The sequence below is a fragment of the Tianweitania sediminis genome (assembly GCF_017813335.1).
In the GTDB taxonomy this organism is placed as follows: Bacteria; Pseudomonadota; Alphaproteobacteria; order Rhizobiales; family Rhizobiaceae; genus Tianweitania; species Tianweitania sediminis.
On record NZ_JAGIYY010000006.1, the window covers coordinates 183,342 to 209,011 of the forward strand.

Sequence of the window (25,670 nt, forward strand, 5' to 3'; positions counted from 1 at the left end):
AGATGGTGCGGTCGAGAAGACTCGAACTTCCACGCCTTGCGGCACAGCGACCTCAACGCTGCGCGTCTACCAATTCCGCCACGACCGCACGTGGTAGATCCGGTCACCGACCGGCCACGCGCATCTAGCAAAAGGGTTCGGAGGGCACAAGAGCGAAAGCCCGGGAAAAAGCGCATCCCCATGCATTTCGCGCAATCCTCTCACAACGTGCGTTTTGCGCGTTCGCGGACTATATGGAAGACGGCTCTAAACTCTCTTTGCCGAGCAGCAGTTTTCCATGACGCACCGCGACGCGATCGACCCCACCTTTCTTCCGAAGTTGAGCACGCCTCCGGTGGAATGGCGCGTCGAACCGGGTCTCACAGAATACCAGGACGCGCTCGCCTTCATGGAAGCGCACGTTGCGGCCATTCGCAACCACGAGGCCCCGGAACTGGTTTGGCTGGTGGAACATCCGCCCTTGTACACGGCAGGCACAAGCGCGGTAGACAGCGACCTCCTCGCCCCCGGCCGCTTTCCCGTCTTCCACGCCGGTCGCGGCGGAGAATACACCTATCACGGACCCGGCCAGCGCGTGGCCTATGTCATGCTCGACCTGAAGCGGAGGCGCGAAGACGTCCGCGCCTTCGTTGCCGCCTTGGAAGCATGGATCATCCGTACCCTGGCGAGCTTCAACATTAAAGGGGAGCAGCGGGATGACCGCGTCGGCGTATGGGTTCGCCGCCCCGAACGCCCGCTTCTCCCCACAGGGGAAATGGCTGAAGACAAGATCGCGGCGATTGGCATACGGCTACGCCGCTGGGTGAGCTTCCACGGCATCGCCATAAATGTGGAGCCGGATCTCGAACATTTTTCCGGCATCGTGCCTTGCGGCATCAGCGGCTATGGGGTCACCAGCTTCGTGGATCTGGGAATCCCCGCCGCCATGGGCGACCTTGATCTCGCTCTCAAGCGAAGCTTCGCCGAGGTATTCGGTGCGACCGCAGCCTCAGAAAGCTCCGATCCAGAACGCAGCGCCGACCAAAAACGCGCTGATGGAAACAAGGGAGAACACGTCCTGGAACAACTCGGTCATGGCTTAGCTCCTTGATCTTCTGATGTCCCCTTTTTGTTCTACTTTTGTTCAAATTGCAAGTGTTCCGGTTGCGTTCTCCCGCTATCCTCCTGCCAAGGTTAAGAGAAGATAAACGATCCGTCGGAGAACAAGGCGCGATAAGCCGCTCGATGCGCTAGAAGTCGACGATCTTGCCGTCTTGCAGGGTCACGCGACGGTTCATGCGCGCTGCCAGCTCATGGTTATGTGTAGCGATCAAGGCGCAAAGGCCGGACTGCCGGACAAGGGCTTCCATGGCGTCAAATACATAAGACGCCGTGACAGGATCGAGATTACCGGTGGGTTCATCTGCCAAAAGCACCAGCGGGGCATTGGCCACTGCACGTGCAATCGCGACGCGCTGCTGTTCACCGCCGGACAGTTCCGCCGGACGGTGATGCCCGCGCTTGCCGATCTTCATGTAGTCGAGCAGCTGCTCGGCACGCGCAGTCGCTTCCCTGGGCGAAAGGCCCTTGATCATCTGCGGGATGGCGATGTTTTCCACCGCGGTGAACTCGGGCAACAGGTGGTGGAACTGGTAAACGAAGCCGATGTCGTTGCGGCGAACGGCGGTCCGCTCCTGGTCGTTTAGCTTGCCACAATCGCGGCCAGCCAGAACCACCTCGCCCGCGTCCGGGCGCTCCAGCAAGCCGGCCGTGTGCAGGAGGGTGGACTTGCCCGCGCCGGAGGGTGCCACCAGCGCAACCATTTCACCCCGATGCAGAACGAAATCTGCACCGGACAGAATGGACAGGCGCTTCTCGCCTTGTTCGTAATGACGCTGAACGCCCTTTAGCGCCAGCACAATCTGCCCCGACATCACTCGTACCTCAGCGCCTCGACCGGATCGAGACGTGCAGCGCGCCATGCCGGAAACAGGGTCGCAAGAAACGACAGCACCAGCGCCATCAGCACCACGGAAACCGTTTCCTGCATGTCCATTTCCGCCGGAAGCTGGGAAAGGAAGTAGAGTTCCGGATTGAACAGGGTTGTGCCAGACAACCAGGAAAAGAACTGCCGGATGCGCTCGACATTGAGGCAAACGACAACACCCAGCACGACGCCCGCGATCGTCCCGCTGATCCCGATTGCCGATCCGGTCATCAGGAAGATGCGCATGATGGCGCCGCGACTTGCCCCCATGGTGCGCAGAATAGCGATATCGCGGCCCTTGTCCTTCACCAGCATGATCAAGCCCGAGATGATGTTGAGGGCAGCCACCAGCACGATCAGCGTCAGGATCATGAACATGACGTTGCGTTCGACCTGCAGCGCCGAAAAGAAGGTCTGGTTGCGCAGGCGCCAGTCGGTCAGCACCAGTTGCCGCTGCGCCGCATCTTCAATTGGAATCTTCAGCGCGTCGACGTTGTCGGGATCTTCGACATAGATCTCGATGGTCTGAGCCAGCCCCTCCACGTTGAAGTATAGCTGCGCCTCGGCCAACGGCATGAACACGATGGATGCGTCATATTCCGACATGCCTACTTCAAAGATTGCGGTGATCGGGTAGCTTTTCACTCGTGGAGTGGTGCCGAAGGGCGTCACATCGCCTTCCGGCGACACCAGGGTGATCGGGTCTCCCAGGGCAAGCCCGAGGCTTTGCGCCATGCGCGTGCCGATCGCCAGCCCATCGCCCCCATCGAAGCCCTCCAGCGTCCCCTGTCGGATGTTTCGCGAAACGAGTTCCACCTTGGCGAGATCCTCGCCTCGAATGCCACGCACGAGCGCGCCCGTGCCGGCACCGACTGTGCCGGATGCGAGGACCTGGCCCTCCACGAGCGGCAGGGCATACCGCACCCCGCCGACACCTTCGATGCGGCGGGCAACCTCCGCATAATCATCGAGCGGCCGATCGATCGGCTGCATGATGATGTGGCCGTTGATCCCGAGGATGCGCGTCAGCAGTTCGGTGCGAAACCCATTCATCACCGCCATGACGATGATGAGCGTGGCAACGCCCAGCATGATCCCGGCAAAGGAAAAGGACGCGATCACGGAGATGAAGGCTTCCTTACGGCGGGCCCGGAGGTATCGCCACGCCACCATCCTCTCAAAGACCGAGAATGGCCCGGCGCCTGCTGGCTCCAAGGTCTGTCCAGGCACTGGCGCAGCCGCGGTCAAGCCTTCTTCCCCAGCGCAGCTTTGAGATCGGTGATCGTCTTCACGTCGCGCTCGCCGGTCGCGCGCCGCTTGACCTCCACCGCACCTTCGGCCACGCCGCGGGGGCCTACGATCACCTGCCAGGGAATGCCAATCAGGTCCGCAGTGGCGAACTTTCCGCCCGCGCGCTGGTCGGTGTCGTCATAAAGCACGTCGAGACCGGCCGCCTCATGCGCGGCGTAAAGATCTTCGCAGACGCGGTCGCATTCGGCGTCGCCGGCCTTCATGTTGATGATCACGACGTCGAAGGGCGCAACCGCTTCCGGCCAGATGATGCCGTTGTCGTCGTGGCTGGCTTCGATGATCGCTGCAATCAGCCGCGACGGACCGATGCCGTACGATCCCATGGAAACGAAATGATCCTTGCCGTCCGGGCCTTGAACCTTGGCCCCCAGGGGCTTCGAGTACTTCTCACCGAAGTGGAAGATGTGGCCGACCTCAATGCCCCGTGCGGCAACCTGGCTGTCGGTCGGCACTTCGTTCCACGCGGCCTCGTCATGCATCTCATCGGTAGCGGCGTAAGGCGTCGTCCAATGCTGGACGATATTCGCAATCGCCGCATCGTCGGTGAAGTCGGTGTCCGCACCGGGAACAGCCATGGTGAGATAGTCGCGGTGGCAGAAAACCCCGCTTTCACCCGTATCGGCCAGGATAATGAACTCGTGGCTCAGATCCCCGCCAATCGGGCCCGTATCGGCCTTCATGGGAATCGCCTTCATGCCCACGCGCTCGAAGGTGCGCAGATAAGACACGAACATGCGGTAATAGGCAGCTTTCGCGCCTTCGAAGTCAATGTCGAAAGAATAAGCGTCCTTCATCAGGAACTCGCGTGACCGCATCACACCGAAGCGTGGCCGCACCTCGTCGCGGTACTTCCACTGAATATGGTACAGGTTGAGCGGAAGGTCCTTGTAGGATTTCACATAGGTCCGGAAGATGTCCGTCACCATCTCCTCGTTCGTCGGACCATAAAGCATGTCGCGCTCATGACGGTCTTTGATGCGCAGCATCTCCTTGCCATAAGCATCATAACGGCCGCTTTCACGCCAAAGATCGGCCGACTGGATCGTCGGCATCATGATCTCAAGCGCACCGGCCCGGTTCTGCTCCTCGCGGATGATCTGGCAAACCTTGTCCAGCACCTTCTTGCCCAGCGGCAGCCAGGAGAAGCTGCCCTGCCCCTGTTGGCGGATCATCCCAGCCCGCAGCATGAGGCGATGCGACACGATCTCCGCCTCGCGCGGCGTTTCCTTGAGGATGGGCAGGAAATAGCGCGATAGCCGCATTGTCAGAGTCCACGGGATGATTGGGCAACCGGAATCGGCTGCTTTGAGAGCGAGAATGGTCGCGCTTCATAGCCATTTCACGGCAAATTGGAAACCCGGCCCCGCGAGCGACGCTTCCGCGCTCGAGGCCCTGTCGCTGCCATGGATTTGTGCAGCGCAGCACAAGAAGTGGGCGTTGCGGCCAAGATTCCTCGTGACAACTATGTGTCACCACGTTAAGGTTTTTGAACAACAAAGAGAATGAAGAAACAAAATCGGTCATTCTCTGGCGCGGTCAAGTCTTGGGAGGATGCGATCTAGGCGCGGTTACTCGCTGCCGCCCAATTGGGTTAATGATCGGACGCGTATCTTAAAAGCAAGGCTTCGGCCTTGCTTTTTTTTCGTCTTCTGTTGCGTGGTTTAGTTCAGGCCGCCAGTTCTGCCGGTACAAAGAGCGGCAAGTCGCGGAAACTGTAGCCCATAACCTGCGTGCCCCAATAGTAGATGGCGATGAGCGCGCTCGTGACGAGGGTGGTCCAGAGGATCGCTCGCGCCATGTGAGGGCCGCGCGGCGCACTGGCTGTGGTGCCCAAGGTCACGTCTCCATCGTCGTCTTGCGTGCGCAAGCCGAACGGCAACACGGCGAAGAGCACGAGCCACCACAGAACGAAGTAAATGGCGATAAAGGAAATCCAGCCCATCATACTTGTTCGAGCTCGACCAGAGTGCCTTGGAAGTCCTTGGGATGCAGAAAGAGCACGGGCTTGCCGTGCGCGCCGATCTTAGGCTCGCCGTCTCCCAAGATGCGTGTGCCGGCTGCCTTCAGCTGGTCACGCGTCGCAAGGATGTCATCGACCTCGTAACAGACATGATGCATACCGCCGGCAGGGTTCTTGACCAAGAACCCTGCGATCGTGGAGTCGGCGCCGAGCGGTTCGAGGAGCTCGATCTTGGTGTTGCCAAGTTCGATGAACACAACGGTTACGCCATGGTCTGGCAAGGCTTGTGGCTCCGTCACGCGAGCCCCGAGCGTGTTCCGGTAAACCGCGACCGCGGCCGCAAGATCGGGAACCGCAATGGCCACATGGTTCAATCGACCGAGCATGCTGGCTCTCCTTTCAACCGGGCATCAGCGCGTGACGAAGACAGTCACGAGCGGCTTCTTGCCCCAGACTTCGTTGGCCGCCGATCGGACGGCGCGTCGGACGGCTTCTGATACCAAATCCAGATCCTTGCGCCGCTGCCGCGGGATACTGTCGAAGGCGCCAACTGCCGCGTCCAACAACATTTCCTCGAAATCTTCCCCCCGGTCATCGCTTTCGGGAAGGCCAATCGCAACAAGATCAGGATCGCCGGAAAGCTCGTAGCGTTCGTCAAGCACCACGTTGAGTGCGACATGACCGGCAAAGGACAGCTTGCGGCGATCACGAACACCGGTCTCGGCCTCGCCGCCGATTAACCGCCCATCCTTCATCAAGCGCCCGACCGGCACCTGGTCGATCACGATTGCGTCGCCCGGAGCGAGCCGCACAAGATCGCCGTTTCGCACGCGCGGAACCTCCGGCACACCGCAGTCACGCGCCAGATTGGCGTGGGCTGAAAGATGCGCCGCTTCCCCGTGCACGGGAATGGCGATGCGTGGCTTCACCCAGTCATACATCTTGCGCAGCTCGTTGCGCCGGGGATGGCCCGACACATGGACGAGCGCATCGCCATCACCATCCTCGATGATCCGAATGCCCTGGTCAATCAAGAGGTTCTTTGTTTCCAGGATCGCCTTTTCATTCCCTGGAATGCTTCGCGACGAATAAATGACGATGTCGCCCGGCGACAGAGCGACATTACGGAATTCGTCACGCGCGAGCTTGGCCAGCGCGGCGCGCGGCTCGCCCTGGCTGCCGGTGCACAGGATCACAACCTTGTCGCGCGGGATGTAGCCAAAGTCGTCTTCGCCGATGAAAGGAGGCAGTCCTTCGAGGTAGCCGAGTTCCCCCGCCACATCGATTACGCGCTTCAGCGAGCGCCCGAGAACCAGCACCTGGCGATCCGTTGCCAGGGCGGCTTCTGCGATTGACTTGATACGACCGACGTTGGACGAGAACGTGGTCACAGCGACGCGTCCCGGTGCGTCCGCGATGACTTTGCGGATCCCCTCCCCCACCTCTTCCTCGGAAGGCGATTCGCCTTCCCGCAGCGCATTGGTGGAATCGCAGACAAGCGCCAGCACGCCCTCCTCACCCAGAGCGCGGAAGCGGTTCTCGTTGATCAGCGGCGGCAGGGTGGGCGCCGGATCGATCTTCCAGTCACCCGTGTGGATCAGCGTGCCCAGGGGTGTGGTGATGGCCAGCGAGACCGGCTCAGGAATGGAGTGAGTGACCGCAATCGCCTCAATGCTGAAAGGCCCAACCTGGAACGTCGATCCCGCCTTGTAGATCTCAACCGGGATCTTCAACGCCTTGGCTTCCGCCGCGCGTTTGGCTTCAAGCAAGCCGGCGCTGAACGGCGTCATCCAGACGGGCGCCTTCAGCCTTGGCCAAAGATCCAACAGCGCTCCATAGTGATCCTCATGAGCGTGCGTAATCACGATGCCGCGCAGGGTCTTCACCTGCGCTTCGATAAAGCGGATGTCCGGCAGCACGAGGTCGACACCTGGCAGGTCGGGGCCGGGAAACGTCACCCCAACATCCACCACGATCCATTCCCGCGCAGTTGGGGGACCGAGCCCATAAAGCGCGAAGTTCATGCCGATTTCGCCCACGCCGCCGAGGGGGACGAAAACCAGTTCGGCGTTGTTGTTATCTGCCAATCTTGTTCCTTTACGAGGCCGCTGCGGATGCAACGGCTCCAAAATGCACGTCACCGGCTGCGATGCTGGTCCTGCTGCCATCGGGCAGGCGGATCACGAACCGGCAATCTTCATCGATTGTTTCGAAGTGGCCGCGCAGAACCTTTTCGTCAAGGCGCACGGCCACCTCGCCGCCTAATCCAGCCGCCCGTTGCAGCCAGCGATCCCGGATCCGGCCTAGGCCACGCCCATTGTCCCAGTCCCGGCTGTTGCGAGCCCAAGCCCCGCTGAGCGCAAGGAACACGTCTTCTGCGCTCGCCTCCACGGCCAACGCCCGCAGCGACGTGGCGGGATAAGGTGTGTTATCCGGATGTGCCAGCACATTGACCCCGATCCCGACGGCGACTGCAAATCGGCCGTCCGGCAACACGCTCGATTCCAGGCCGATGCCCGAAAGCTTGCCGCCCTCGCCCAGCACGTCATTCGGCCATTTAAGAGCGAAGCGCGTGCCGCCGCCGTCACTGCCCCCATCGGCCGCAATCTCAACGCCCGCGTCCGGCGCGATCTCGGCCAGGGCGTCAACAAGGGAAAGGCCTGCTACAAAACCAAGGGTCGCAGCGAGCTTCGGTTCGAAGCGCGCCACCACCAGCAGCGTCGCCGCAAGGTTCCCCGCAGGGGTTTCCCAAACACGCCCGCGGCGACCACGTCCGCTTTCCTGCTTCAGCGCGCAGATCCAGAGATTTCCCGGATCCCCGCTCGCGGCCCGCTCCAGCGCCATCTTGTTCGTTGAGCCGACCATATGGTGGCCTTCCAAACGAAAGCCACCTGCCTCGGCTTCCGGAGCGAGTGCGAAGCGCGTCATATCTAGAAGAAGGAAGCAGCCGCAGCCTGCGCCATGGTTCCGAGCGGCCCACCGATCAACACGTAGAACAGCGTGAACGCAGCCGTCACACCAAGCACCAGGCGCAACTCGCCGGCAACGGGCACGAAGCCTGTGGTGGGCTCGTCGAACCACATGATCTTGATGAGACGAAGGTAGTAGAACGCGCCAACCACGGAAGCAAGCACACCGATCACGGACAGGGCGTAAAGCCCGGCATCGATGGCCGCCAGGAACACGTACCACTTGGCCCAGAAACCGGCGAGCGGCGGAATGCCGGCAAGCGAGAACATCATGATGGTAAGCACCAGCGCCATCATCGGGTGCGTGGTGGAAAGCCCCGCGAGATCGTCGATCTGCTCGGCGTTCCCTTCCTTGCGGCGCATCGCAAGAATCACCGCAAAGGTGCCGAGGGTCATCGCGAGGTAGATCGCCATGTAAAGCACGACGCCGCGCACGCCTTCCTGCGAATTCGCTGCAAGCCCCACCAGGGCAAAGCCCATATGGCCGATCGACGAATAGGCCATGAGGCGCTTGATGTTGCGCTGGCCAATTGCGGCAAACGAACCGAGCAGCATAGACGCAATGGAAATGAAGACGATGATCTGCTGCCAATCCAACGAGATTGGCGCGAACGCTTCCATCGTGACGCGCACGGTCAGCGCCATGGCAGCCATCTTCGGCGCTGCGGCCATGAAGGCGGTGATCGGCGTCGGAGCACCCTCATAAACGTCCGGCGTCCACATATGGAACGGCACGGCCGAAATCTTGAAGGCGAGACCCGCAAGTACGAAAACAAGGCCGAAAACAAGGCCGAGCTGCCGCTCAGCACCAAGGAGAAGCGACGCGATCGCCTGGAAATTGGTGTGGCCAGTGTAACCGTAGACCAGAGAAATTCCGTAAAGCAGCATGCCTGAAGACAAGGCGCCGAGCACAAAATACTTCAGGCCTGCCTCGGTGGAACGCAGGCTGTCGCGGTTAAAAGCGGCGAGCACATAGATCGCCAACGATTGAAGCTCCAGGCCGAGGTAAAGCCCGAGCATGTCGTTTGCCGCAATCATCAGCATCATGCCGAGCGAGCAAAGCACGATCAGAACGGGGAACTCGAACTTGTCAAAGCGCTCGTCCTTGGCAAAGCCCACGGACATGATCAGCGTCGCCGCCGATCCGATCAAAGCCAGGCTTTTCATGAAGCGGCCGAACGGGTCCAGCACGAACGCGCCGCCGAAAGCCAGCCCGTTCTCACCGTAGACCCACATCCAAAGCAGGGCCGCCAGCAGCACCGCGACTGCCAGGCCGGTGACGAGGCGGTTCGCCGCCGCGCCCGCAAAGGTGCCGACCATGAGCAGGACCAGCGCCCCGACCGCGAGGATCAGTTCCGGTCCGAGCAGCTGCAGGCTGGTTGAGAATGCCGGGATCATGGCGTCAGCCGTCCTTACTTGGCGAGCGCCGCGGTATCAGCCGCGCCGGTCGCCTGTGAAACATGCGCGATCAGGGCATCCACCGATGCCGTTGTCGCGTCGAAAACGGGGGCCGGATACACGCCGAAGAAGATCGTCAGCACCACCAGCGGGTAGATCACCACCTTCTCACGCGTCGAAAGGTCGAGCATCGACTTAAGGCTTTCCTTGGTCAACGCCCCGAAGATGATCCGGCGATACAGCCAAAGTGCATAAGCGGCTGACAGGATCACGCCCGTTGCCGCAAAGAAGGCAACCCAGGTGTTGGCGCGGAATGCACCCATCATGGTCAGGAACTCGCCAACGAATCCGCTGGTGCCTGGCAGGCCGACATTGCCCATGGTGAAGATCAGAAACACCACGGCATAGCGCGGCATGTTGTGGACCAGGCCACCGTAGGCTGCGATCTCACGCGTATGCAGCCGGTCGTAGACGACGCCGACGCACAGGAAGAGCGCGCCTGAGATCAGGCCATGCGACAGCATCTGGAAGATCGCGCCCTGCACGCCCTCGGCGTTCATGGCAAAGATGCCCATGGTCACGAAGCCCATGTGGGCAACGGAAGAATAGGCGATCAGCTTCTTCATGTCCTCCTGCATCAGCGCCACCAGCGAGGTGTAGATGATGGCCACCACGGACAGCGTGAACACGAGCGGCGCAAACATCTCGGACGCCTCCGGAAACATCGGCAAGGAGAAGCGCAGGAAGCCGTAGCCGCCCATCTTAAGGAGAATGCCAGCCAGGATTACCGAACCCGCAGTCGGCGCTTCCACGTGTGCATCCGGGAGCCAGGTGTGCACCGGCCACATCGGCATCTTCACGGCGAACGAGGCAAAGAAGGCGAGCCACAACCAGACCTGCATGTTGCCGGGGAAGTCGTACTCCATCAGCGTCGGAATATCGGTTGTTCCGGCCTGCCAGAACATCGCCATCATCGCGAGCAGCATCAGAACAGAGCCGAGCAAGGTGTAAAGGAAGAACTTGAAGCTCGCGTAGACACGACGCTTGCCGCCCCACACGCCGATGATGATGAACATCGGGATCAGGCTCGCTTCAAAGAAGGTGTAGAACAAGACGATATCGAGGGCGCAAAACACGCCGATCATCAGCGTTTCCAGGATCAGAAACGCGATCATGTATTCCTTGACGCGCTTTTCCACCGACACCCAGGAAGCCAGGATGCAGAGCGGCATCAGGAAAGTTGTTAGGATCACGAACAGCATCGAAATGCCGTCCACGCCCATGTGATACGAGATGCCGGAGTCCAGCCACGGCGTCTTCTCGATCATCTGGAAGCCGGCCTGCCGGTTGTCGAAGGCCACCCAGATCAGAAGCGACAGGACGAACGTGAAGACCGTCGTCAGCAACGCGACGTTGCGAATGTTGCGCCGCGCCGCAGGACCATCTTCCCGGATCAGGAAGATCAACAGCGCACCGACCAGCGGCAGGAACGTGACCGTGGAAAGAATTGGCCAGTCAGTCATCAGAAGGTGTTCCCGAGCATCATCCAGGTGACCAGCGCGGCAACGCCGATCAGCATGACGAAGGCATAGTGGTAGAGGTAGCCGGTCTGCAGCCGCACGACCCCACGCGTCACGTCAGCGACGCGTGCGGCGATTCCGTCAGGTCCGAGCCCGTCGATCACGCGACCGTCGCCTTGTTTCCACAGGAAGTGGCCAAGGCGCATTGCGGGGCGCACGAACAGAAAGTCGTAGAGTTCGTCAAAATACCACTTATTGAGCAGGAACTTGTACAAGCCCTGATGCTGTGCGGCGAGCCGCTGCGGCGTTTCCGGCGACCGGATATAGAACTGGTAGGCGAGCGCAAAGCCGATGACCATCGCAACAAGCGGGGAAAGCTTCACCCACAGCGGCACATGGTGGAAATGATCGAGGATCTCGTTTTCGGGCAGCGTGAACAACGCACCCTTCCAGAACTCGTTGTATTCCTCGATGTGGCCGATGAAGAAGTCGTGGAAGATGACGCCGGCAAACAGGGCACCGGCGGCCAGGATGTAGAGTGGCACAAGCATCACAGGCGGAGACTCATGCACATGATGCATGACATCGGCCGATGCCCGCGGCGTCCCGTGGAAAGTCATGAAAATGAGGCGCCACGAGTAGAAGCTGGTGAACACTGCAGCCAAAACCAGGAGGACAAAGGCGTAGCCCGCCATCGGGTTATGTGCGGCAAACGCACCTTCGATGATGGCATCCTTGGAGAAGAAGCCGGCGGTGCCGAGAATTGTTGTGGGAATGCCGACACCGGTGAGCGCAATCGTCCCGATCACCATCATCCAGTAGGTGGTCGGTATCAGCTTCCTGAGACCGCCCATCTTTCGCATGTCCTGCTCGTCCGAAACGGCGTGGATCACCGAACCGGAGCCGAGGAAGAGCAGCGCCTTGAAGAAAGCATGCGTGAACAGGTGGAAGATGGCAGCGCTGTAGAAGCCCGTGCCGAGCGCCACGAACATGTAGCCAAGCTGCGAGCAGGTCGAATACGCAATCACGCGCTTGATGTCGTTCTGGACGAGCCCAACCGTGGCCGCAAAGATCGCGGTGGTCGCACCGATAAAGGTGACGAAGGTCAGAGCGGTATGGCTGTGCTCAAAAATGGGCGACAAGCGAGCCAGCATGAACACGCCGGCCGTCACCATGGTGGCGGCATGGATCAGCGCGGAAACAGGTGTCGGACCTTCCATGGCGTCCGGAAGCCAGGTGTGGAGCGGCACCTGGGCCGACTTGCCCATGGCGCCCATGAAGAGCAGCAGGCAGACCACGGTAAGCGCGGCCTGGTTCGACAAGGCATAGCCGAGGAAGTTGAGCGCCACCACACTGCCAACTGCGGCCTCTGCGCCTTCCGCCGGAATGAAGGTCGCGGCATTGGCGAAGATCGTGTCGAAGTTGACCGAGCCGAACAGCACGAACACGCCGAAGATGCCGAGCGCAAAGCCGAAGTCGCCAACGCGGTTGACGATGAAGGCTTTCATGGCCGCCGCGCTGGCTGACGGCTTCTTGTACCAGAAACCGATCAGAAGATAGGAGGCGAGACCCACACCTTCCCAACCGAAGAACATCTGGATCAGGTTGTCGGAGGTCACCAGCATCAGCATGGCGAAGGTGAAAAGCGAGAGGTAGGCGAAGAAGCGCGGCCGGTGCGGATCGTGATGCATATAGCCGATGGAATACACATGCACGAGCGCCGACACGGTGTTCACCACGATCAGCATCACGGCCGTGAGAGTGTCGATGCGAAGCGACCACGCCACGTCGACACCACCAACCTGGATCCAACGGAGAATGGGTACGGTGAATGGCTCGCCGTGACCGAGCGCAACGGAGAAGAATGCAATCCACGACAGAACAGCTGAAACGATCAGCAGCCCGGTGGTAACATATTCCGAAGCTTTCGCACCAATGGAGCGGCCAAACAGGCCGGCGACCAGGAAGCCGATGAGGGGAAGAAAAACAATGGCCTGATACATGGCGCCGCCTCAGCCCCTCATCGAATTCACGTCTTCAACCGCGATAGACCCGCGGTTGCGGTAGAAGACCACCAGGATTGCCAGTCCAATCGCTGCTTCTGCAGCGGCCACGGTCAACACGAACAGCGCGAACACCTGGCCCACGAGATCGCCAAGGACGCTCGAAAACGCCACGAAGTTGATGTTCACGGCAAGCAGGATCAGTTCAACCGACATCAGGATGACGATGATGTTCTTCCGGTTGAGGAAGATGCCAAAAACGCCAAGCGTGAAGAGAACGGCAGAAACGGTGAGGAAATGGGAGATGCCGACTTCCATGATCAGATCCCCTCGCCCGTCTTGACCTTCTTGATTTCCATCGCGGTTGCCGGCGTCCGAGCAACCTGCGCGGAGATCGACTGACGGCGCACATTCGGCTTGTGGCGGAGCGTCAGCACGATGGCGCCGATCATGGCCACCAGCAGAATCAGCCCGGAAATCTGGAAAAAGTGCACGTAGTTGGTGTACAAGATATCGCCCAAGGCAGCCGTGTTGGATCGCACCGCCATGTCAGGCGTTGGCATAGGCACCGTTTGAGCGAGTTCCGGCGAGAACACATAGCCACCAGCCACGATCACGAGCTCGGCTGCCAGGATGATGCCCACCAGCGCGCCAATCGGCGCATATTGCAGGGCGCCGGTTTTCAGCGCCGCGAAGTCGACGTCGAGCATCATCACCACGAACAGGAACAAGACCGCCACGGCGCCGACATAAACCACCAGCAGGATCATCGCCAGAAACTCGGCCCCGGATAGGAGGAACAAGCCGGCCGCGTTGAAGAAGGTGAGGATGAGGTACAACACCGAATGCACGGGGTTCCTCGCCGCGATCACCATGAAGGCGGCCGCAACAGCGACAAAGGCGAAGAGATAAAAGAAAGCCGCCTCAATACCGGTCAGCATGGGTGTCCTCGGTTCTCGGGTCCGCGACAGTCAAATCGCGGCAAGCCAGCCTTCTGCCTCTTCAGGCAGATGCCGGCTCTCTTAATTGGCAGACCGCGAAAGCGAAAGATGCAATTGCGGAAGGTTGTGCGATCCGGCGCGAGCGCCGGCATCTGTGATCAGCGATAAGCGGCGTCCAGCGCGATGTTGCGGGCGATTTCACGCTCCCAGCGGTCGCCATTCGCCAGCAGTTTTTCCTTGTCGTAATAGAGTTCTTCGCGCGTTTCGGTGGAGAACTCGAAGTTGGGACCTTCCACGATCGCATCCACCGGACAGGCTTCCTGACAAAAGCCGCAGTAGATGCACTTCACCATGTCGATGTCATAACGCACGGTCCGGCGCGTTCCGTCGTTGCGGCGCGGTCCGGCCTCGATCGTGATCGCCTGAGCCGGACACACGGCCTCGCACAGCTTGCAGGCAATGCAGCGTTCTTCACCATTGGGGTAACGACGCAAGGCATGTTCGCCACGGAAGCGAGGGCTCTGCGGCCCCTTCTCGTGTGGGTAGTTGACGGTTTCCTTTGGCGCAAAGAACTGCCGCATGGACAGCGCAAACGCCTTGGCGAACTCGATCAGCAGCAGCGATTTGGCCGCTTGAGCAAAGGAAGACATCTTCAATCTCCGAAGATGGCGGGCGCGATGAACCAGCCCGCGACAGGAAGAACAATCAACTGCACCAGCGCACTGACGCGCAGCGCTCTCCGGGTGTCGTCAAATTCCACACGGCGGCCGAGCGCCACGCTGAAGGTGGCAAAGCCGAGCGCGATAAGCAGTCCGACGATGGCACCGATCGCCGCCACCGACATCACGCGAACCCCGTGATCTTGAGGAAGGCGGCGGTGATCACGACCATGGCCAGCGAAATCGGCAGAAACACCTTCCAGCCGAGGCGCATCAACTGGTCGTAGCGGTAGCGCGGCACGAAAGCCTTCACCATGGCGAACATGAAGAACACGAGGCAAAGCTTCAGCACGAACCAGATGACGCCCGGAACCCAGGTGAAGGGAACGAAGTTGAACGGCGGCAGCCACCCGCCCAGGAAGAGGATGGTGGTGAGCGCGCACATCAGCACGATCGCCACATACTCTCCGAGGAAGAAAAGAAGGAACGGCGTCGACGAGTACTCGATCATGTGACCGGCAACGAGTTCCGACTCGGCTTCCACGAGGTCGAAGGGCGGCCGGTTCGTTTCTGCCAGGGCGGAAATGAAGAAGATGACGAACATGGGGAACAAGGCCAACCAGTTCCAGTCGAGGAACGTGTTTGGCAGCCCGAGCAGTGTGCCGAGACCGGTGTATTGCGAAAGAACGATGTCCGTCAGATTGAGCGATCCAACGGTCAGCAGGACGGTGACGATCACGAAGCCGATGGAGACTTCATAGGACACCATCTGCGCCGCGGAGCGCAGCGCGCCAAGGAAGGGGTACTTCGAATTCGAAGCCCAGCCGCCCATGATCACGCCATACACTTCGAGCGAGGTGATGGCGAAGATGTAAAGGACGCCCACATTGATGGAGGCGATTGCCCAGCCTTCGCTCACCGGAATCACCGCCCAGGCTGCGATTGCAAGCACCGCCGACACAAGAGGTGCCAAAAGAAACACCGCCTTGTTGGCGCCGGACGGAATGACCGGCTCCTTGAAAACGAATTTCAGAAGGTCGGCAAAGGCTTGCAGCGTGCCCCATGGGCCGACCACGTTCGGCCCACGCCGCAGCTGCACGGCAGCCCAGATCTTGCGGTCGGCGTAGAGCAGGTAGGCCACGCCCACCAGCAAAATGACAATCAGCACCACGGATTGAAACAGGATGACGAGCGGCGGCCAAACGTAAAGCCAGAAGAACGAGGTTTCCATCGCCATCTCTTATTCCGCCGCCTGCTTGAAGCCGCTTTGGGCGAGCGAGGAACACTCGGCCATCACCGCGGATGCACGGGCGATCGGGTTTGTCAGGTAGAAGTCCTTGATCGGAGAAACGAAAGTGCCTCGCTCCATCGTGCCGGCAACATCCGCAAGCCGCGCCAATCCGGAAAAATCGCCAACAGCGATTTCGTCGATCTCGGCCAAATGGGGGAACTCGGCAAACAGTTTGCCGCGCAGTTGCTGGAGCGAGTCGAACGGCAGGCGCTTGCCCAAGACTTCCGACAACGCGCGCAGGATCGCCCAGTCTTCGCGTGCTTCACCCGGTGCGAAACCGGCGCGGTTCGCAAGCTGCACGCGTCCTTCCGTGTTCACGAAGAGGCCCGACTTCTCCGCATAGGTCGCACCGGGCAAGATGACGTCAGCGCGATGCGCACCGGCGTCGCCATGGCTCCCGATGTAAACGGTGAAGGTGCTGGGACCGATCTGGCTCATGTCCAGTTCGTCGGCGCCAAGGAGGAACAACACGTCGAGCGCACCGCCCATCATGCCGGCAACCGGCTTGCCGCCCTCGCCTGGCACGAAGCCGACGTCGAGACCGCCGACGCGCGAGGCAGCCGTGTGAAGCACGGCAAAGCCGTTCCACCCCTCACCCACTGCGCCAACACTCTGTGCAAGCTTTGCCGCGGCGGAAAGAACTGCGGCACCATCGCCGCGCGAAAGCGCGCCCTGTCCGACGATGATCAGCGGCCGTTCCGCCTTCTTCAGGGTATCAAGGAAGTCGAGCTTGCCTTCGGAAAGTTGCGTTAGCGTGTCCGCTCCAGCACCGAGTGCCGAATAATCGTAGCGGAGGTCGCCTGCATCTCCGATGACGCCGATCGGCATGTCGGTGAGGCGCCAGCGCTTGCGAATGCGGGCATTCAGCACCGAGGCCTCCCAACGTGGGTTGGCGCCGATGATCAGCACCGCGTCCGCTTGTTCGATGCCAAAGATGCTGGGATTGAAGATATAGCTGCTGCGACCGAAGGAAGGATCCAGCGCAGCGCCATCCTGGCGGCAATCGATGTTTGCCGAGCCAAGCGATGCCATTAGCCCCTTCAGCGCATACATTTCCTCGACGGTCGCAAGATCGCCTGCGATTGCGCCGATCCGGTCGCCCGTCTTGCCACTCACCGCTGCCTTGATTGCGCTGAACGCGTCACCCCAGCTCGCCGGCTGAAGTCGACCGTTGCGCCGGATATAGGGCCGATCGAGGCGCTGCGTGCGCAGGCCATCCCAAACGAAGCGCGTCTTGTCGGAGATCCACTCCTCGTTCACGTAGTCGTTGACCCGCGGCATGATCCGCATCACTTCGCGACCGCGGGTGTCGATCCGGATTGCCGAACCCACGGCATCCATCACATCGATCGATTCCGTCTTCGAAAGCTCCCAAGGCCGCGCCTGGAACGCATAGGGCCGCGACGTCAGCGCGCCGACAGGGCACAAATCGATCACATTGCCCTGGAGCTCCGATGTCATCGCCTGCTCGAGATAGGTGGTAATCTCGGCGTCTTCGCCGCGGCCGATCAGGCCGAGTTCGGAGATGCCTGCGACCTCCGTCGTGAAGCGAACGCAGCGCGTGCAATGAATGCAGCGCGTCATGATCGTCTTCACGAGCGGGCCGATATACTTGTCTTCAACGGCGCGCTTGTTTTCGCTGTAGCGGGAAGCGTCCATGCCGAACGCCATCGCCTGGTCCTGCAGGTCGCATTCGCCGCCTTGGTCGCAGATCGGGCAATCCAGCGGATGGTTGATCAGCAGGAACTCCATCACGCCTTCGCGGGCCTTCTTGACCATCGGCGTGTTGGTGAACATCTCCGGCAGCTCACCATTCGGGCCGGGACGCAGATCGCGCACGCCCATGGCGCAGGACGCCTGCGGCTTCGGCGGTCCACCCTTCACTTCAACCAGGCACATCCGGCAGTTGCCGGCGATCGACAGCCGCTCGTGGAAACAAAAGCGCGGCACTTCGGCCCCGGCCTCCTCCGCCGCCTGCAGCAGCGTGTAGTGGTCGGGTACCTCGATCTCTTTCCCGTCGACCTTCAGCTTCGCCATGTTCTACCAGTTCCTTGCAGCCGCTCCGTCGGAGCTGCTCAACTCATCCATCGCCTGCTTTCGCAAGCTACTCCGCGGCAACCAGCACCGGCTCGACCCGATGCGCGTTATAGGAGAACTCGTCGATGCGGCGCTCGATCTCAGGCCGGAAATTCCGGATCAGGCCTTGGATCGGCCATGCAGCGGCGTCACCCAGCGCGCAGATCGTATGACCTTCCACCTGCTTCGTAACATCCAGCAGCATGTCGATTTCCCGCTTCTGCGCTTCGCCGCGCACAAGACGCTCCATCACGCGCCACATCCAGCCGGTGCCTTCGCGGCAGGGCGTGCACTGGCCGCAGCTTTCATGCTTGAAGAAGTAGGACAGGCGCGCAATTGCCTTCACGATGTCGGTCGACTTGTCCATGACAATCACGGCCGCCGTTCCGAACGAAGACTTGCGTTCGCGCAGGCCATCGAAGTCCATTGGGCAGTCGATGATGTCCTCGGCCTTGACGACCGGGCAGGATGCGCCGCCGGGAATCACGGCAAGCAGGTTGTCCCAGCCGCCGCGTACGCCGCCGCCATGCTTTTCCACCAACTCACGGAACGTGATGCCCATCGCTTCTTCAACGGTGCAGGGCGTGTTGACGTGCCCAACCAGCATGAACAGCTTCGTGCCGACATTGTTCGGGCGCCCGATGGACGAGAACCAGCCTGCGCCGCGACGCAGGATCGTCGGCGCAACGGCGATTGATTCCACGTTGTTGACCGTAGTGGGCGCCCCGTAAAGGCCCATATTGGCTGGGAACGGCGGCTTCAGGCGTGGCTGGCCCTTCTTGCCCTCAAGGCTCTCGAGCAGTGCGGTTTCCTCGCCGCAGATATAAGCGCCCGCGCCGTGGTGGACGTAGATCTCGAAGTCGTAGCCGTTCTTGTTGCCGCGGCCGATCAGGTTCGCAGCATAGGCCTCGTCGATCGCCCGCTGCAGCGCTTCGCGCTCGCGGATGAACTCACCCCGGACGTAGATGTAAGCCGCGGTCGCTCCCATGGCGAAACCGGCAATCAGGCAGCCTTCAACCAGAGTGTGCGGATCATGGCGCAGGATCTCGCGATCCTTGCAGGTCCCCGGCTCCGACTCATCGGCGTTCACCACGAGATAGGCCGGCATGCCCTTGGTGTCCTTCGGCATGAAGGACCATTTCAGGCCGGTTGGGAAGCCAGCGCCACCGCGGCCGCGCAGGCCCGAGGCCTTCATCTCGTTGATGATCCAGTCCCGGCCCTTGGCGATGATCTCGTCCGTGCCATCCCACAGGCCACGATCCATAGCGCCTCGAAGGGAGCGGTCGAAGCGGCCGTAGATGTTCGTGAAGATGCGATCCTTGTCCTGAAGCATCAGTTCGCCTCACCACCTTGCGTGCCGGTGTTCGTTCCGCGTGCCGTTTCATCCGATCCGTCGGCAGTTCGGCCCGCGGTATCCTTGCCCGCGCTCTGGATGCCGGGTTCACCGGCACCGGTTGCCGGCCCTTTTCCATCCGCACCCACGGGCTCACCCTTCATCAGTTCGGGTGCCTTCATGTCAGCCGATCCCTCAGGTGACTTCGGTCCGCTCTTGCGTTGATCGCTGTCGCCTTCAACACTCGGCTCGGCTTTGTTAGCTTGCGCCTCGTTGACCGCCGGTGCCTTAACGCTTTCAGCGCGCTCAACGGCGGGGTCGGTCTTGACCGGTGAAGGCGATTTGATCGCCGGGTTGGTTTCCTCGGCCGACGTTTTTGGTCGAGCGGCCTCACTCGGTGGTGCCGCTGGGCTGGCCACTGCTGCGGCAGCCGCAGGCTCCGCCGGACGGTCGCGCCAAGCCCTTGCATTCCGCTTGATCGCGTCCTCGTCCAGCAAGGACGTGAAGCCGGTTGCCGGTGCCGAATAATAGCGATCCACCTGTGGACCGGGTTCAACTGAACGACCGGCTTCAAAGGCGTCGATGATTTCTTCCAGCCGCTCGGGCGTCAGGTCTTCATAAGTGTCCTTGAAAACCATCACCATCGGAGCGTTCACGCAAGCGCCGAGGCATTCCACCTCTTCCCACGACAAAGTACCGCTTTCGTTGGTGTGGAACTGCTCGTGATGGATCCTGGAACGGCAAACGTTCATCAGCTCTTCCGCGCCGCGGATCATGCAGGGCGTCGTGCCGCACACCTGGATGTGCGCCTTGGTTCCCATTGGCTTGAGCTGGTACTGCGTATAGAAGGTCGCAACTTCCAGCACGCGGATATACGGCATGGACAGCATGTCGGCGACCGTTTCGATCGCAGCCTTCGATACCCAGCCTTCCTGTTCCTGCGCGCGCATCAGCAGCGGGATCACCGCCGACTGCTGACGACCTTCCGGGTATTTGGCGATCGTGAGATCCGCCCAGGCTGCATTCTCGGCACTGAACGCGAAGCTTGCAGGCTGAACAGTGGCTTCTGCGAGACGACGAACGGACATCAGCGGTCGACCTCACCAAACACGATGTCGAGGGATCCCAAAACGGCGCTGACGTCAGCCAGAAGATGCCCGCGGCACATGAAGTCCATCGCCTGCAAGTGTGCAAAACCAGGAGAGCGGAACTTGCAGCGGTACGGCTTGTTCGTGCCATCGGACACGATATAGACGCCGAACTCACCCTTGGGCGCTTCCACTGCCGCATACACCTCGCCTGCCGGCACCTTGTATCCTTCGGTGTAAAGCTTGAAGTGGTGGATCAGCGCTTCCATCGAGCGTTTCATAGCCGCACGCTTCGGCGGCACGACCTTACCATCGGTGTTCGATACCGGTCCGATGCGATCAGGTCCGAGCAGCTTGTCGACGCACTGGCGCATGATCTTTGCCGACTGGCGCATTTCCTCCATGCGCAGCACGTAGCGGTCGTAGCAGTCGCCATTCTTGCCGATCGGAATGTCGAAATCCATTTCGGCATAGCACTCGTAGGGTTGAGACTTGCGGAGATCCCAGGGAGCGCCCGAGCCGCGGATCATGACACCCGAAAAGCCCATGTTCCATGCATCTTCCAGGGAGATGACGCCGATATCGACGTTGCGCTGCTTGAAGATGCGGTTTTCCGTCAGAAGATCGTCAAGATCCTGAACGGTCTTAAGGAAGCCGTCGATCCAGTTGCCGATGTCTTCGATGACCTGGTCCGGGATGTCCTGGTGCACGCCGCCCGGGCGGAAATAGGCCGCATGCATGCGCGAGCCGGAAATCCGCTCGTAGAACACCATAGTCTTTTCGCGCTCGACGAAGCCCCAAAGCGGCGGCGTCAATGCGCCCACGTCCATGGCCTGGGTCGTGACGTTCAGGAGATGCGACATGATGCGTGACAGTTCCGCGCACAGAACACGGATCAACTGTCCACGACGCGGCACCTCGACGCCCAGCAGGCGCTCCACGGCCAGGCAATAGGCATGCTCCTGGCTCATCGGCGCGCAATAATCGAGCCGATCAAGGTAGGGAAGCCCCTGCAGATAGGTCTTCGTCTCGATCAGCTTCTCGGTGCCGCGATGCAGCAAGCCGATATGCGGGTCGACGCGATCCACCACCTCGCCGTCGAGCTCCAGCACAAGGCGCAGAACGCCGTGCGCAGCCGGGTGCTGCGGTCCGAAATTGATGTTGAAGTTGCGAACGGCGGTTTCAGCCATGTCGTATGCCTTAGTTCACCTTCGCCTTTTCGTCGCCGGGCAGCACGTAATCCGTGCCTTCCCAGGGCGACAGGAAGTCGAAGTTGCGAAATTCCTGCTTCAGTTCCACCGGCTCGTAGATCACCCGCTTCATGGCATCGTCGTAGCGAACTTCAACGAAGCCCGTTACGGGGAAGTCTTTGCGCAGTGGATGGCCTTCGAAGCCATAGTCGGTAAGAATACGACGCAGATCCGGGTTGCCGGAAAACAGGATGCCGAACAGGTCGTACGCTTCCCGTTCATACCAGATCGCCGCCGGAAAGACCTCCCAGATGGATGGGACGAGCATGTCCTCGTCGGCCTGCACCTTGACGCGGATCCGCTGATTCTGGCGTGGCGACAGGAGGTGATACACCACGTCGAAGCGCAGCGGCCGTGCCGGGTAGTCCACGCCGGAAATGTCGAGAAACGAGTAGAACTGGCACTGCGAGTCGCGCTTCAGGAACGCGATCACGTCAACGATCTCCGAAGCGGGAACCGTGATCGTCAGTTCGCCGAAGCGAACGTCCGCCGTTTCAACCGCGCCGCCCAGCTTGTCCTTGAGATAGCCCGCAAGATCGTGGAGAGCTTCGCTCATGATAAAACTGCCTTCCACTTAGCGCTCGATCGTGCCGGTCCGGCGAATCTTCTTTTGCAGCATGAGAATGCCGTAAAGCAGCGCTTCGGCGGTGGGCGGGCAGCCGGGAACGTAGATATCGACCGGCACGATGCGGTCGCATCCGCGCACAACTGAATAAGAGTAGTGGTAGTAGCCGCCGCCGTTCGCGCACGATCCCATGGAGATCACGTAGCGGGGCTCCGGCATCTGGTCGTAGACCTTGCGTAGCGCCGGCGCCATCTTGTTGGTGAGCGTCCCGGCAACGATCATGATGTCCGATTGGCGCGGTGACGCACGCGGCGCGATGCCGAAGCGCTCCGAGTCGTAGCGCGGCATGGAGGTGTGGATCATCTCCACCGCGCAGCATGCCAGGCCGAACGTCATGAACATCAGCGATCCAGACCGGGCCCAGGTGATCAGCGCTTCGGACGAGGTGACAAGGAAACCCTTGTCCGACAGTTCCGAATTGATGTCGTTGAAAAACGGATCACGCGAGCCAACGGGCTCGCCCGTTGATGGATCCAGAATGCCGCGCGGACGCGGCGCAACCAGGGTTCCGGAGGTAGGGCTCAATCCCATTCGAGCGCTCCCTTCTTCCATTCATAGATGAAGCCAATCGTCAGCACGCCCAGGAAAACCATCATCGACCAGAACCCAAACATGCCGATGTCCCCAAAGGACACCGCCCATGGAAAAAGAAAAGCGACCTCGAGATCGAAGATGATGAAAAGGATGGCAACGAGATAGAATCGCACGTCGAACTTCATGCGCGCGTCGTCGAACGCATTGAAGCCGCATTCATAAGCAGAAAGTTTCTCGGGGTCGGGGTTGCGGTAGGCGACAAGGAAGGGGGCAACAGTAAGAGCCACGCCAACCAGAAGCGCCACGCCGAGAAAGATCACAACGGGCAGGTAAGAAAGAAGAAGCGCGTCCATCCAGGAACCTTGGCTAGCCAATCCACCGATATTTAGGTCGCGAGGAGCCCGATTGATAGGGCAGCCGTGATCAAACAGCGCTGGTGCGACATTGCTGCATTGCGGGGGTGACTATCCCTTCAGAAGCCCGGTTGCAAGCCAATAGAGCACGACGTCGCGTCAGCTTTCGCGGGAAAAAGCAGGTGTCACAAGAGCGTGGCGGCGATCACCCAGATTGCTCCCGTGGCGGCGGCAAGGGTGCCCTTCCAACCGCCGACGCGGCCGCTCAAGCGCCAGATGCAGGCGAAAAGGAAGACGTTGTACGGAACAGGCGACAGGAAGATCAGCATCGCCGCCCAATCTTTCGCGTCCAGGCTGAAGGCAACGAGCGAAGCGATGGTGGTGAGCAGGTTGACCGAACTGCCGATCACCAGCGTGTCACGGATCACCAGCCGTCCAAGCCCCACCTGCCCGCGCCAGCGGCTGAGGGCGTAGTCACCCGGCCTGGCCCAAGGAGATCGCCCACCGACATGGCTCCGAGAGGCCACGGAAGGAATCGCGTCCACCACGCCGTTGCCGGACGAGTCAGAGCCTGTGCTTTTCAGATCATCCGACACTTGGTGGTTCGTCCCGGGCCGACGCGGAAGCAGCGAGGCTGAGGCATATTGATCTTCCACCAACAACACCGTTTTCTTCCCGCGATCCTGCATCTAGGGTCGCTCAGCGGCAGCCGCAATATCGCTGCCAACCTGACCCGTTGATTGAACAGGGAGAGAGTTCGCGATGATGATGATCCATGCCGTGTCTCGCCGCCGCTTCCTCGCAGGCTCCTCGCTTCTCCTGGCGTCCGGCGCAATGTTGAAATTCGGGTTCGCGCAAAGCGCGCCCCAGCGCGGAGGTCAACTGATCGTTGCCGCCGATTCGGAACCGCGCAACCTCAATCCGGCGATCGTTGCGTCCAATGGCGTCTTCTTTATTGCCTCCAAGGTGGTGGAACCGCTCGCAGAAGCTTCCTTCGAAGGCCCGGATGGTTTGGCGCCGCGCCTCGCCGTGTCTTGGAGCGGAGCAGACGACGGGCTGAGCGCAACCTTCAAATTGCGGGAGGGCGTAACCTGGCACGACGGAGCACCCTTTACGTCGCAGGACGTCGCTTTTTCGGCAATGAACCTATGGAAGCCGCTTCAAAACCTCGGCCGCACGATCTTCAAGGATCTCGAAGCGGTAGATACCCCTGATGACCTCACCGCCGTCTTCCGCTTTTCTCAACCGACCCCCTTCCAGTTGATTCGAAATGCGCTGCCGGCGGTCACAAGCGTGGTGCCGAAGCATATCTACGAAGAAGGCGATATCGCTTCCAACCCGGCCAACCTCCAGCCCGTGGGTACCGGGCCGTTCAAGTTTGCCGAACATAGACCAGGTGAATACTACCGGCTTGTCCGCAACGATGCTTATTGGGCAGACGACCTGCCGCAGCTGGACGAGATCATCTACCGCGTTCTGGCGGATCGAGCTGCCGCCGCCGGCGCGCTGGAAGCCGAGGAAATCCAGCTGGCCGCCTTCTCTATGGTTCCGCTGGCTGATCTGGCCAGGATCGATCAGGTCGACGACATCGAGATCAAGCCAGAGGGGTACGAGGCCCTCACCTACCAGCTGGTCGTTGAAATCAACCACCGCCGCAGGGAACTGGCCGATCTTCGGGTGCGGCAGGCGATTGCCCATGCGATCGATACGGACTTTGTCGTCAAAACCATCTTCCTCGGCTACGCGTCACCCGCAACCGGTCCGGTGCCCTCAAACGACCCGCAGTTCTACACGCCAGATGTCCCGACCTACCCGTTCGACGTGGCGCGGGCGAACACGCTCCTCGACGAAGCCGGCTATAAGCGGGATGCAAACGGCACGCGCTTTTCACTGAAGCTCCTCCCGGCACCGTACTTCAACGAAACGCGACAGTTCGGGGCTTATCTTCGCCAGGCGCTGGCTTCGGTCGGAATCGATGCCGAGATTGTCAACAACGACGCGGCTGCCCACCAAAAGGCCGTTTATACCGACCATGCCTTTGATCTGGCGGTCGCGCCCCCTGTTTACCGCGGCGATCCCGCGATTTCGACAACGATCCTCGTGCAAAGCGATCTGCCCGCAGGCGTGCCTTTCTCTAATCAGGGTGGCTACAGCAACCCGGAGATGGACGCGCTGATTGCAAAAGCTGCAACCACGCTCGACCCAGGTGAGCGTGTCGCGCTTTACAAGCAGTTCCAGGCTATGGTGAAGGCGGATCTTCCTTTGATCAACGTCGCGGAATGGGGCTTCATCACGGTTGCCCGCTCAAGCGTCCAGAACATAGGCAACACTCCGCGCTGGGCGGTTTCGAACTGGGCCGACACGTGGATCAACACCTGAGCCCAAGGCACAAA

General features: G+C 60.7%; 25 protein-coding genes and 1 tRNA gene. 2 read left to right on the forward strand and 24 right to left on the reverse strand.

Annotation, left to right across the window (positions count from 1 at the left end):
* Positions 1 to 3: 3 nt before the first annotated feature.
* Positions 4 to 88, reverse strand: a tRNA-Leu gene (locus J5Y06_RS16650).
* Positions 89 to 277: 189 nt separating this feature from the next.
* On the opposite strand from J5Y06_RS16650, the gene lipB reads away from it, so the two are divergent.
* On the forward strand, positions 278 to 1,090 hold the full coding sequence (gene lipB, locus J5Y06_RS16655) for a lipoyl(octanoyl) transferase LipB (protein WP_209336302.1): 813 nt from the start codon (positions 278 to 280) through the stop codon (positions 1,088 to 1,090).
* Positions 1,091 to 1,229: 139 nt separating this feature from the next.
* Here lipB and J5Y06_RS16660 read toward each other — a convergent pair whose 3' ends face one another.
* From J5Y06_RS16660 to J5Y06_RS16770, 23 genes are all read right to left on the reverse strand, one after another.
* The gene (locus tag J5Y06_RS16660) at positions 1,230 to 1,913 is read right to left on the reverse strand and encodes an ABC transporter ATP-binding protein (RefSeq protein WP_209336303.1); all 684 of its coding nucleotides are present in this window, start codon (positions 1,911 to 1,913) and stop codon (positions 1,230 to 1,232) included.
* A complete protein-coding gene (locus J5Y06_RS16665) occupies positions 1,913 to 3,139 on the reverse strand; it encodes a lipoprotein-releasing ABC transporter permease subunit (protein WP_209336351.1) in 1,227 nt (408 codons plus the stop codon). Before J5Y06_RS16665 ends, J5Y06_RS16660 begins: the two co-directional genes overlap by 1 nt.
* 71 nt (positions 3,140 to 3,210) lie before the next feature.
* A complete protein-coding gene (gene proS, locus J5Y06_RS16670) occupies positions 3,211 to 4,539 on the reverse strand; it encodes a proline--tRNA ligase (protein WP_209336304.1) in 1,329 nt (442 codons plus the stop codon).
* Between the two features lie 404 nt (positions 4,540 to 4,943).
* Complete coding sequence (locus J5Y06_RS16675; RefSeq protein ID WP_209336352.1) at positions 4,944 to 5,219, reverse strand: DUF1467 family protein; 276 nt, start codon at positions 5,217 to 5,219, stop codon at positions 4,944 to 4,946.
* Positions 5,219 to 5,623, reverse strand: a complete 405-nt coding sequence (gene mce, locus J5Y06_RS16680; RefSeq protein WP_209336305.1) for a methylmalonyl-CoA epimerase — start codon at positions 5,621 to 5,623, stop codon at positions 5,219 to 5,221. The genes J5Y06_RS16675 and mce overlap by 1 nt, the downstream gene beginning before the upstream one ends.
* A gap of 24 nt (positions 5,624 to 5,647) precedes the next feature.
* Entirely contained in the window at positions 5,648 to 7,324 is a 1,677-nt protein-coding gene (locus J5Y06_RS16685) for a ribonuclease J (RefSeq protein ID WP_209336306.1), read from the reverse strand.
* 10 nt (positions 7,325 to 7,334) lie between these two features.
* Entirely contained in the window at positions 7,335 to 8,102 is a 768-nt protein-coding gene (locus J5Y06_RS16690; protein ID WP_245247978.1) for a biotin--[acetyl-CoA-carboxylase] ligase, read from the reverse strand.
* A 65-nt stretch (positions 8,103 to 8,167) separates the two neighbouring features.
* Entirely contained in the window at positions 8,168 to 9,604 is a 1,437-nt protein-coding gene (gene nuoN, locus J5Y06_RS16695; protein WP_209336308.1) for an NADH-quinone oxidoreductase subunit NuoN, read from the reverse strand.
* Positions 9,605 to 9,618: 14 nt separating this feature from the next.
* Positions 9,619 to 11,127, reverse strand: a complete 1,509-nt coding sequence (locus tag J5Y06_RS16700; RefSeq protein ID WP_209336309.1) for an NADH-quinone oxidoreductase subunit M — start codon at positions 11,125 to 11,127, stop codon at positions 9,619 to 9,621.
* Positions 11,127 to 13,127 (reverse strand): NADH-quinone oxidoreductase subunit L, encoded by a 2,001-nt coding sequence (nuoL, locus tag J5Y06_RS16705; RefSeq protein WP_209336310.1) that lies wholly within the window; start codon positions 13,125 to 13,127, stop codon positions 11,127 to 11,129. The genes J5Y06_RS16700 and nuoL overlap by 1 nt, the downstream gene beginning before the upstream one ends.
* A gap of 9 nt (positions 13,128 to 13,136) precedes the next feature.
* Entirely contained in the window at positions 13,137 to 13,445 is a 309-nt protein-coding gene (nuoK, locus tag J5Y06_RS16710; RefSeq protein WP_209336311.1) for an NADH-quinone oxidoreductase subunit NuoK, read from the reverse strand.
* A gap of 2 nt (positions 13,446 to 13,447) precedes the next feature.
* The gene (locus J5Y06_RS16715) at positions 13,448 to 14,068 is read right to left on the reverse strand and encodes an NADH-quinone oxidoreductase subunit J (RefSeq protein ID WP_209336312.1); all 621 of its coding nucleotides are present in this window, start codon (positions 14,066 to 14,068) and stop codon (positions 13,448 to 13,450) included.
* 158 nt (positions 14,069 to 14,226) lie between these two features.
* Entirely contained in the window at positions 14,227 to 14,718 is a 492-nt protein-coding gene (gene nuoI / locus J5Y06_RS16720) for an NADH-quinone oxidoreductase subunit NuoI (RefSeq protein ID WP_209336313.1), read from the reverse strand.
* A gap of 2 nt (positions 14,719 to 14,720) precedes the next feature.
* Positions 14,721 to 14,912 (reverse strand): hypothetical protein, encoded by a 192-nt coding sequence (locus J5Y06_RS16725; protein WP_209336314.1) that lies wholly within the window; start codon positions 14,910 to 14,912, stop codon positions 14,721 to 14,723.
* Complete coding sequence (nuoH, locus tag J5Y06_RS16730; protein ID WP_209336353.1) at positions 14,912 to 15,958, reverse strand: NADH-quinone oxidoreductase subunit NuoH; 1,047 nt, start codon at positions 15,956 to 15,958, stop codon at positions 14,912 to 14,914. Before nuoH ends, J5Y06_RS16725 begins: the two co-directional genes overlap by 1 nt.
* A 9-nt stretch (positions 15,959 to 15,967) precedes the next feature.
* Positions 15,968 to 18,055, reverse strand: a complete 2,088-nt coding sequence (gene nuoG / locus J5Y06_RS16735) for an NADH-quinone oxidoreductase subunit NuoG (protein WP_209336315.1) — start codon at positions 18,053 to 18,055, stop codon at positions 15,968 to 15,970.
* A gap of 67 nt (positions 18,056 to 18,122) precedes the next feature.
* Positions 18,123 to 19,427, reverse strand: coding sequence for an NADH-quinone oxidoreductase subunit NuoF (gene nuoF, locus J5Y06_RS16740; protein WP_209336316.1), 1,305 nt, complete (start codon positions 19,425 to 19,427; stop codon positions 18,123 to 18,125).
* Positions 19,427 to 20,515, reverse strand: coding sequence for an NADH-quinone oxidoreductase subunit NuoE (nuoE, locus tag J5Y06_RS16745; RefSeq protein WP_209336317.1), 1,089 nt, complete (start codon positions 20,513 to 20,515; stop codon positions 19,427 to 19,429). The genes nuoF and nuoE overlap by 1 nt, the downstream gene beginning before the upstream one ends.
* Entirely contained in the window at positions 20,515 to 21,705 is a 1,191-nt protein-coding gene (locus J5Y06_RS16750) for an NADH-quinone oxidoreductase subunit D (RefSeq protein WP_209336318.1), read from the reverse strand. The genes nuoE and J5Y06_RS16750 overlap by 1 nt, the downstream gene beginning before the upstream one ends.
* Before the next feature lie 10 nt (positions 21,706 to 21,715).
* A complete protein-coding gene (locus J5Y06_RS16755; RefSeq protein ID WP_209336354.1) occupies positions 21,716 to 22,324 on the reverse strand; it encodes an NADH-quinone oxidoreductase subunit C in 609 nt (202 codons plus the stop codon).
* Positions 22,325 to 22,339: 15 nt separating this feature from the next.
* A complete protein-coding gene (locus tag J5Y06_RS16760; protein WP_209336319.1) occupies positions 22,340 to 22,921 on the reverse strand; it encodes a NuoB/complex I 20 kDa subunit family protein in 582 nt (193 codons plus the stop codon).
* Positions 22,912 to 23,277: an NADH-quinone oxidoreductase subunit A gene (locus tag J5Y06_RS16765; protein ID WP_209336320.1), complete on the reverse strand. Its 366-nt coding sequence runs from the start codon at positions 23,275 to 23,277 to the stop codon at positions 22,912 to 22,914. Before J5Y06_RS16765 ends, J5Y06_RS16760 begins: the two co-directional genes overlap by 10 nt.
* 185 nt (positions 23,278 to 23,462) lie before the next feature.
* Positions 23,463 to 23,873 carry a hypothetical protein gene (locus J5Y06_RS16770; RefSeq protein ID WP_209336321.1) on the reverse strand — a complete coding sequence of 137 codons (411 nt, stop codon included), beginning with the start codon at positions 23,871 to 23,873 and terminating at the stop codon, positions 23,463 to 23,465.
* A gap of 169 nt (positions 23,874 to 24,042) precedes the next feature.
* On the opposite strand from J5Y06_RS16770, the gene J5Y06_RS16775 reads away from it, so the two are divergent.
* Positions 24,043 to 25,656 carry an ABC transporter substrate-binding protein gene (locus tag J5Y06_RS16775; RefSeq protein WP_209336355.1) on the forward strand — a complete coding sequence of 538 codons (1,614 nt, stop codon included), beginning with the start codon at positions 24,043 to 24,045 and terminating at the stop codon, positions 25,654 to 25,656.
* The last annotated feature ends 14 nt before the right edge of the window (positions 25,657 to 25,670 follow it).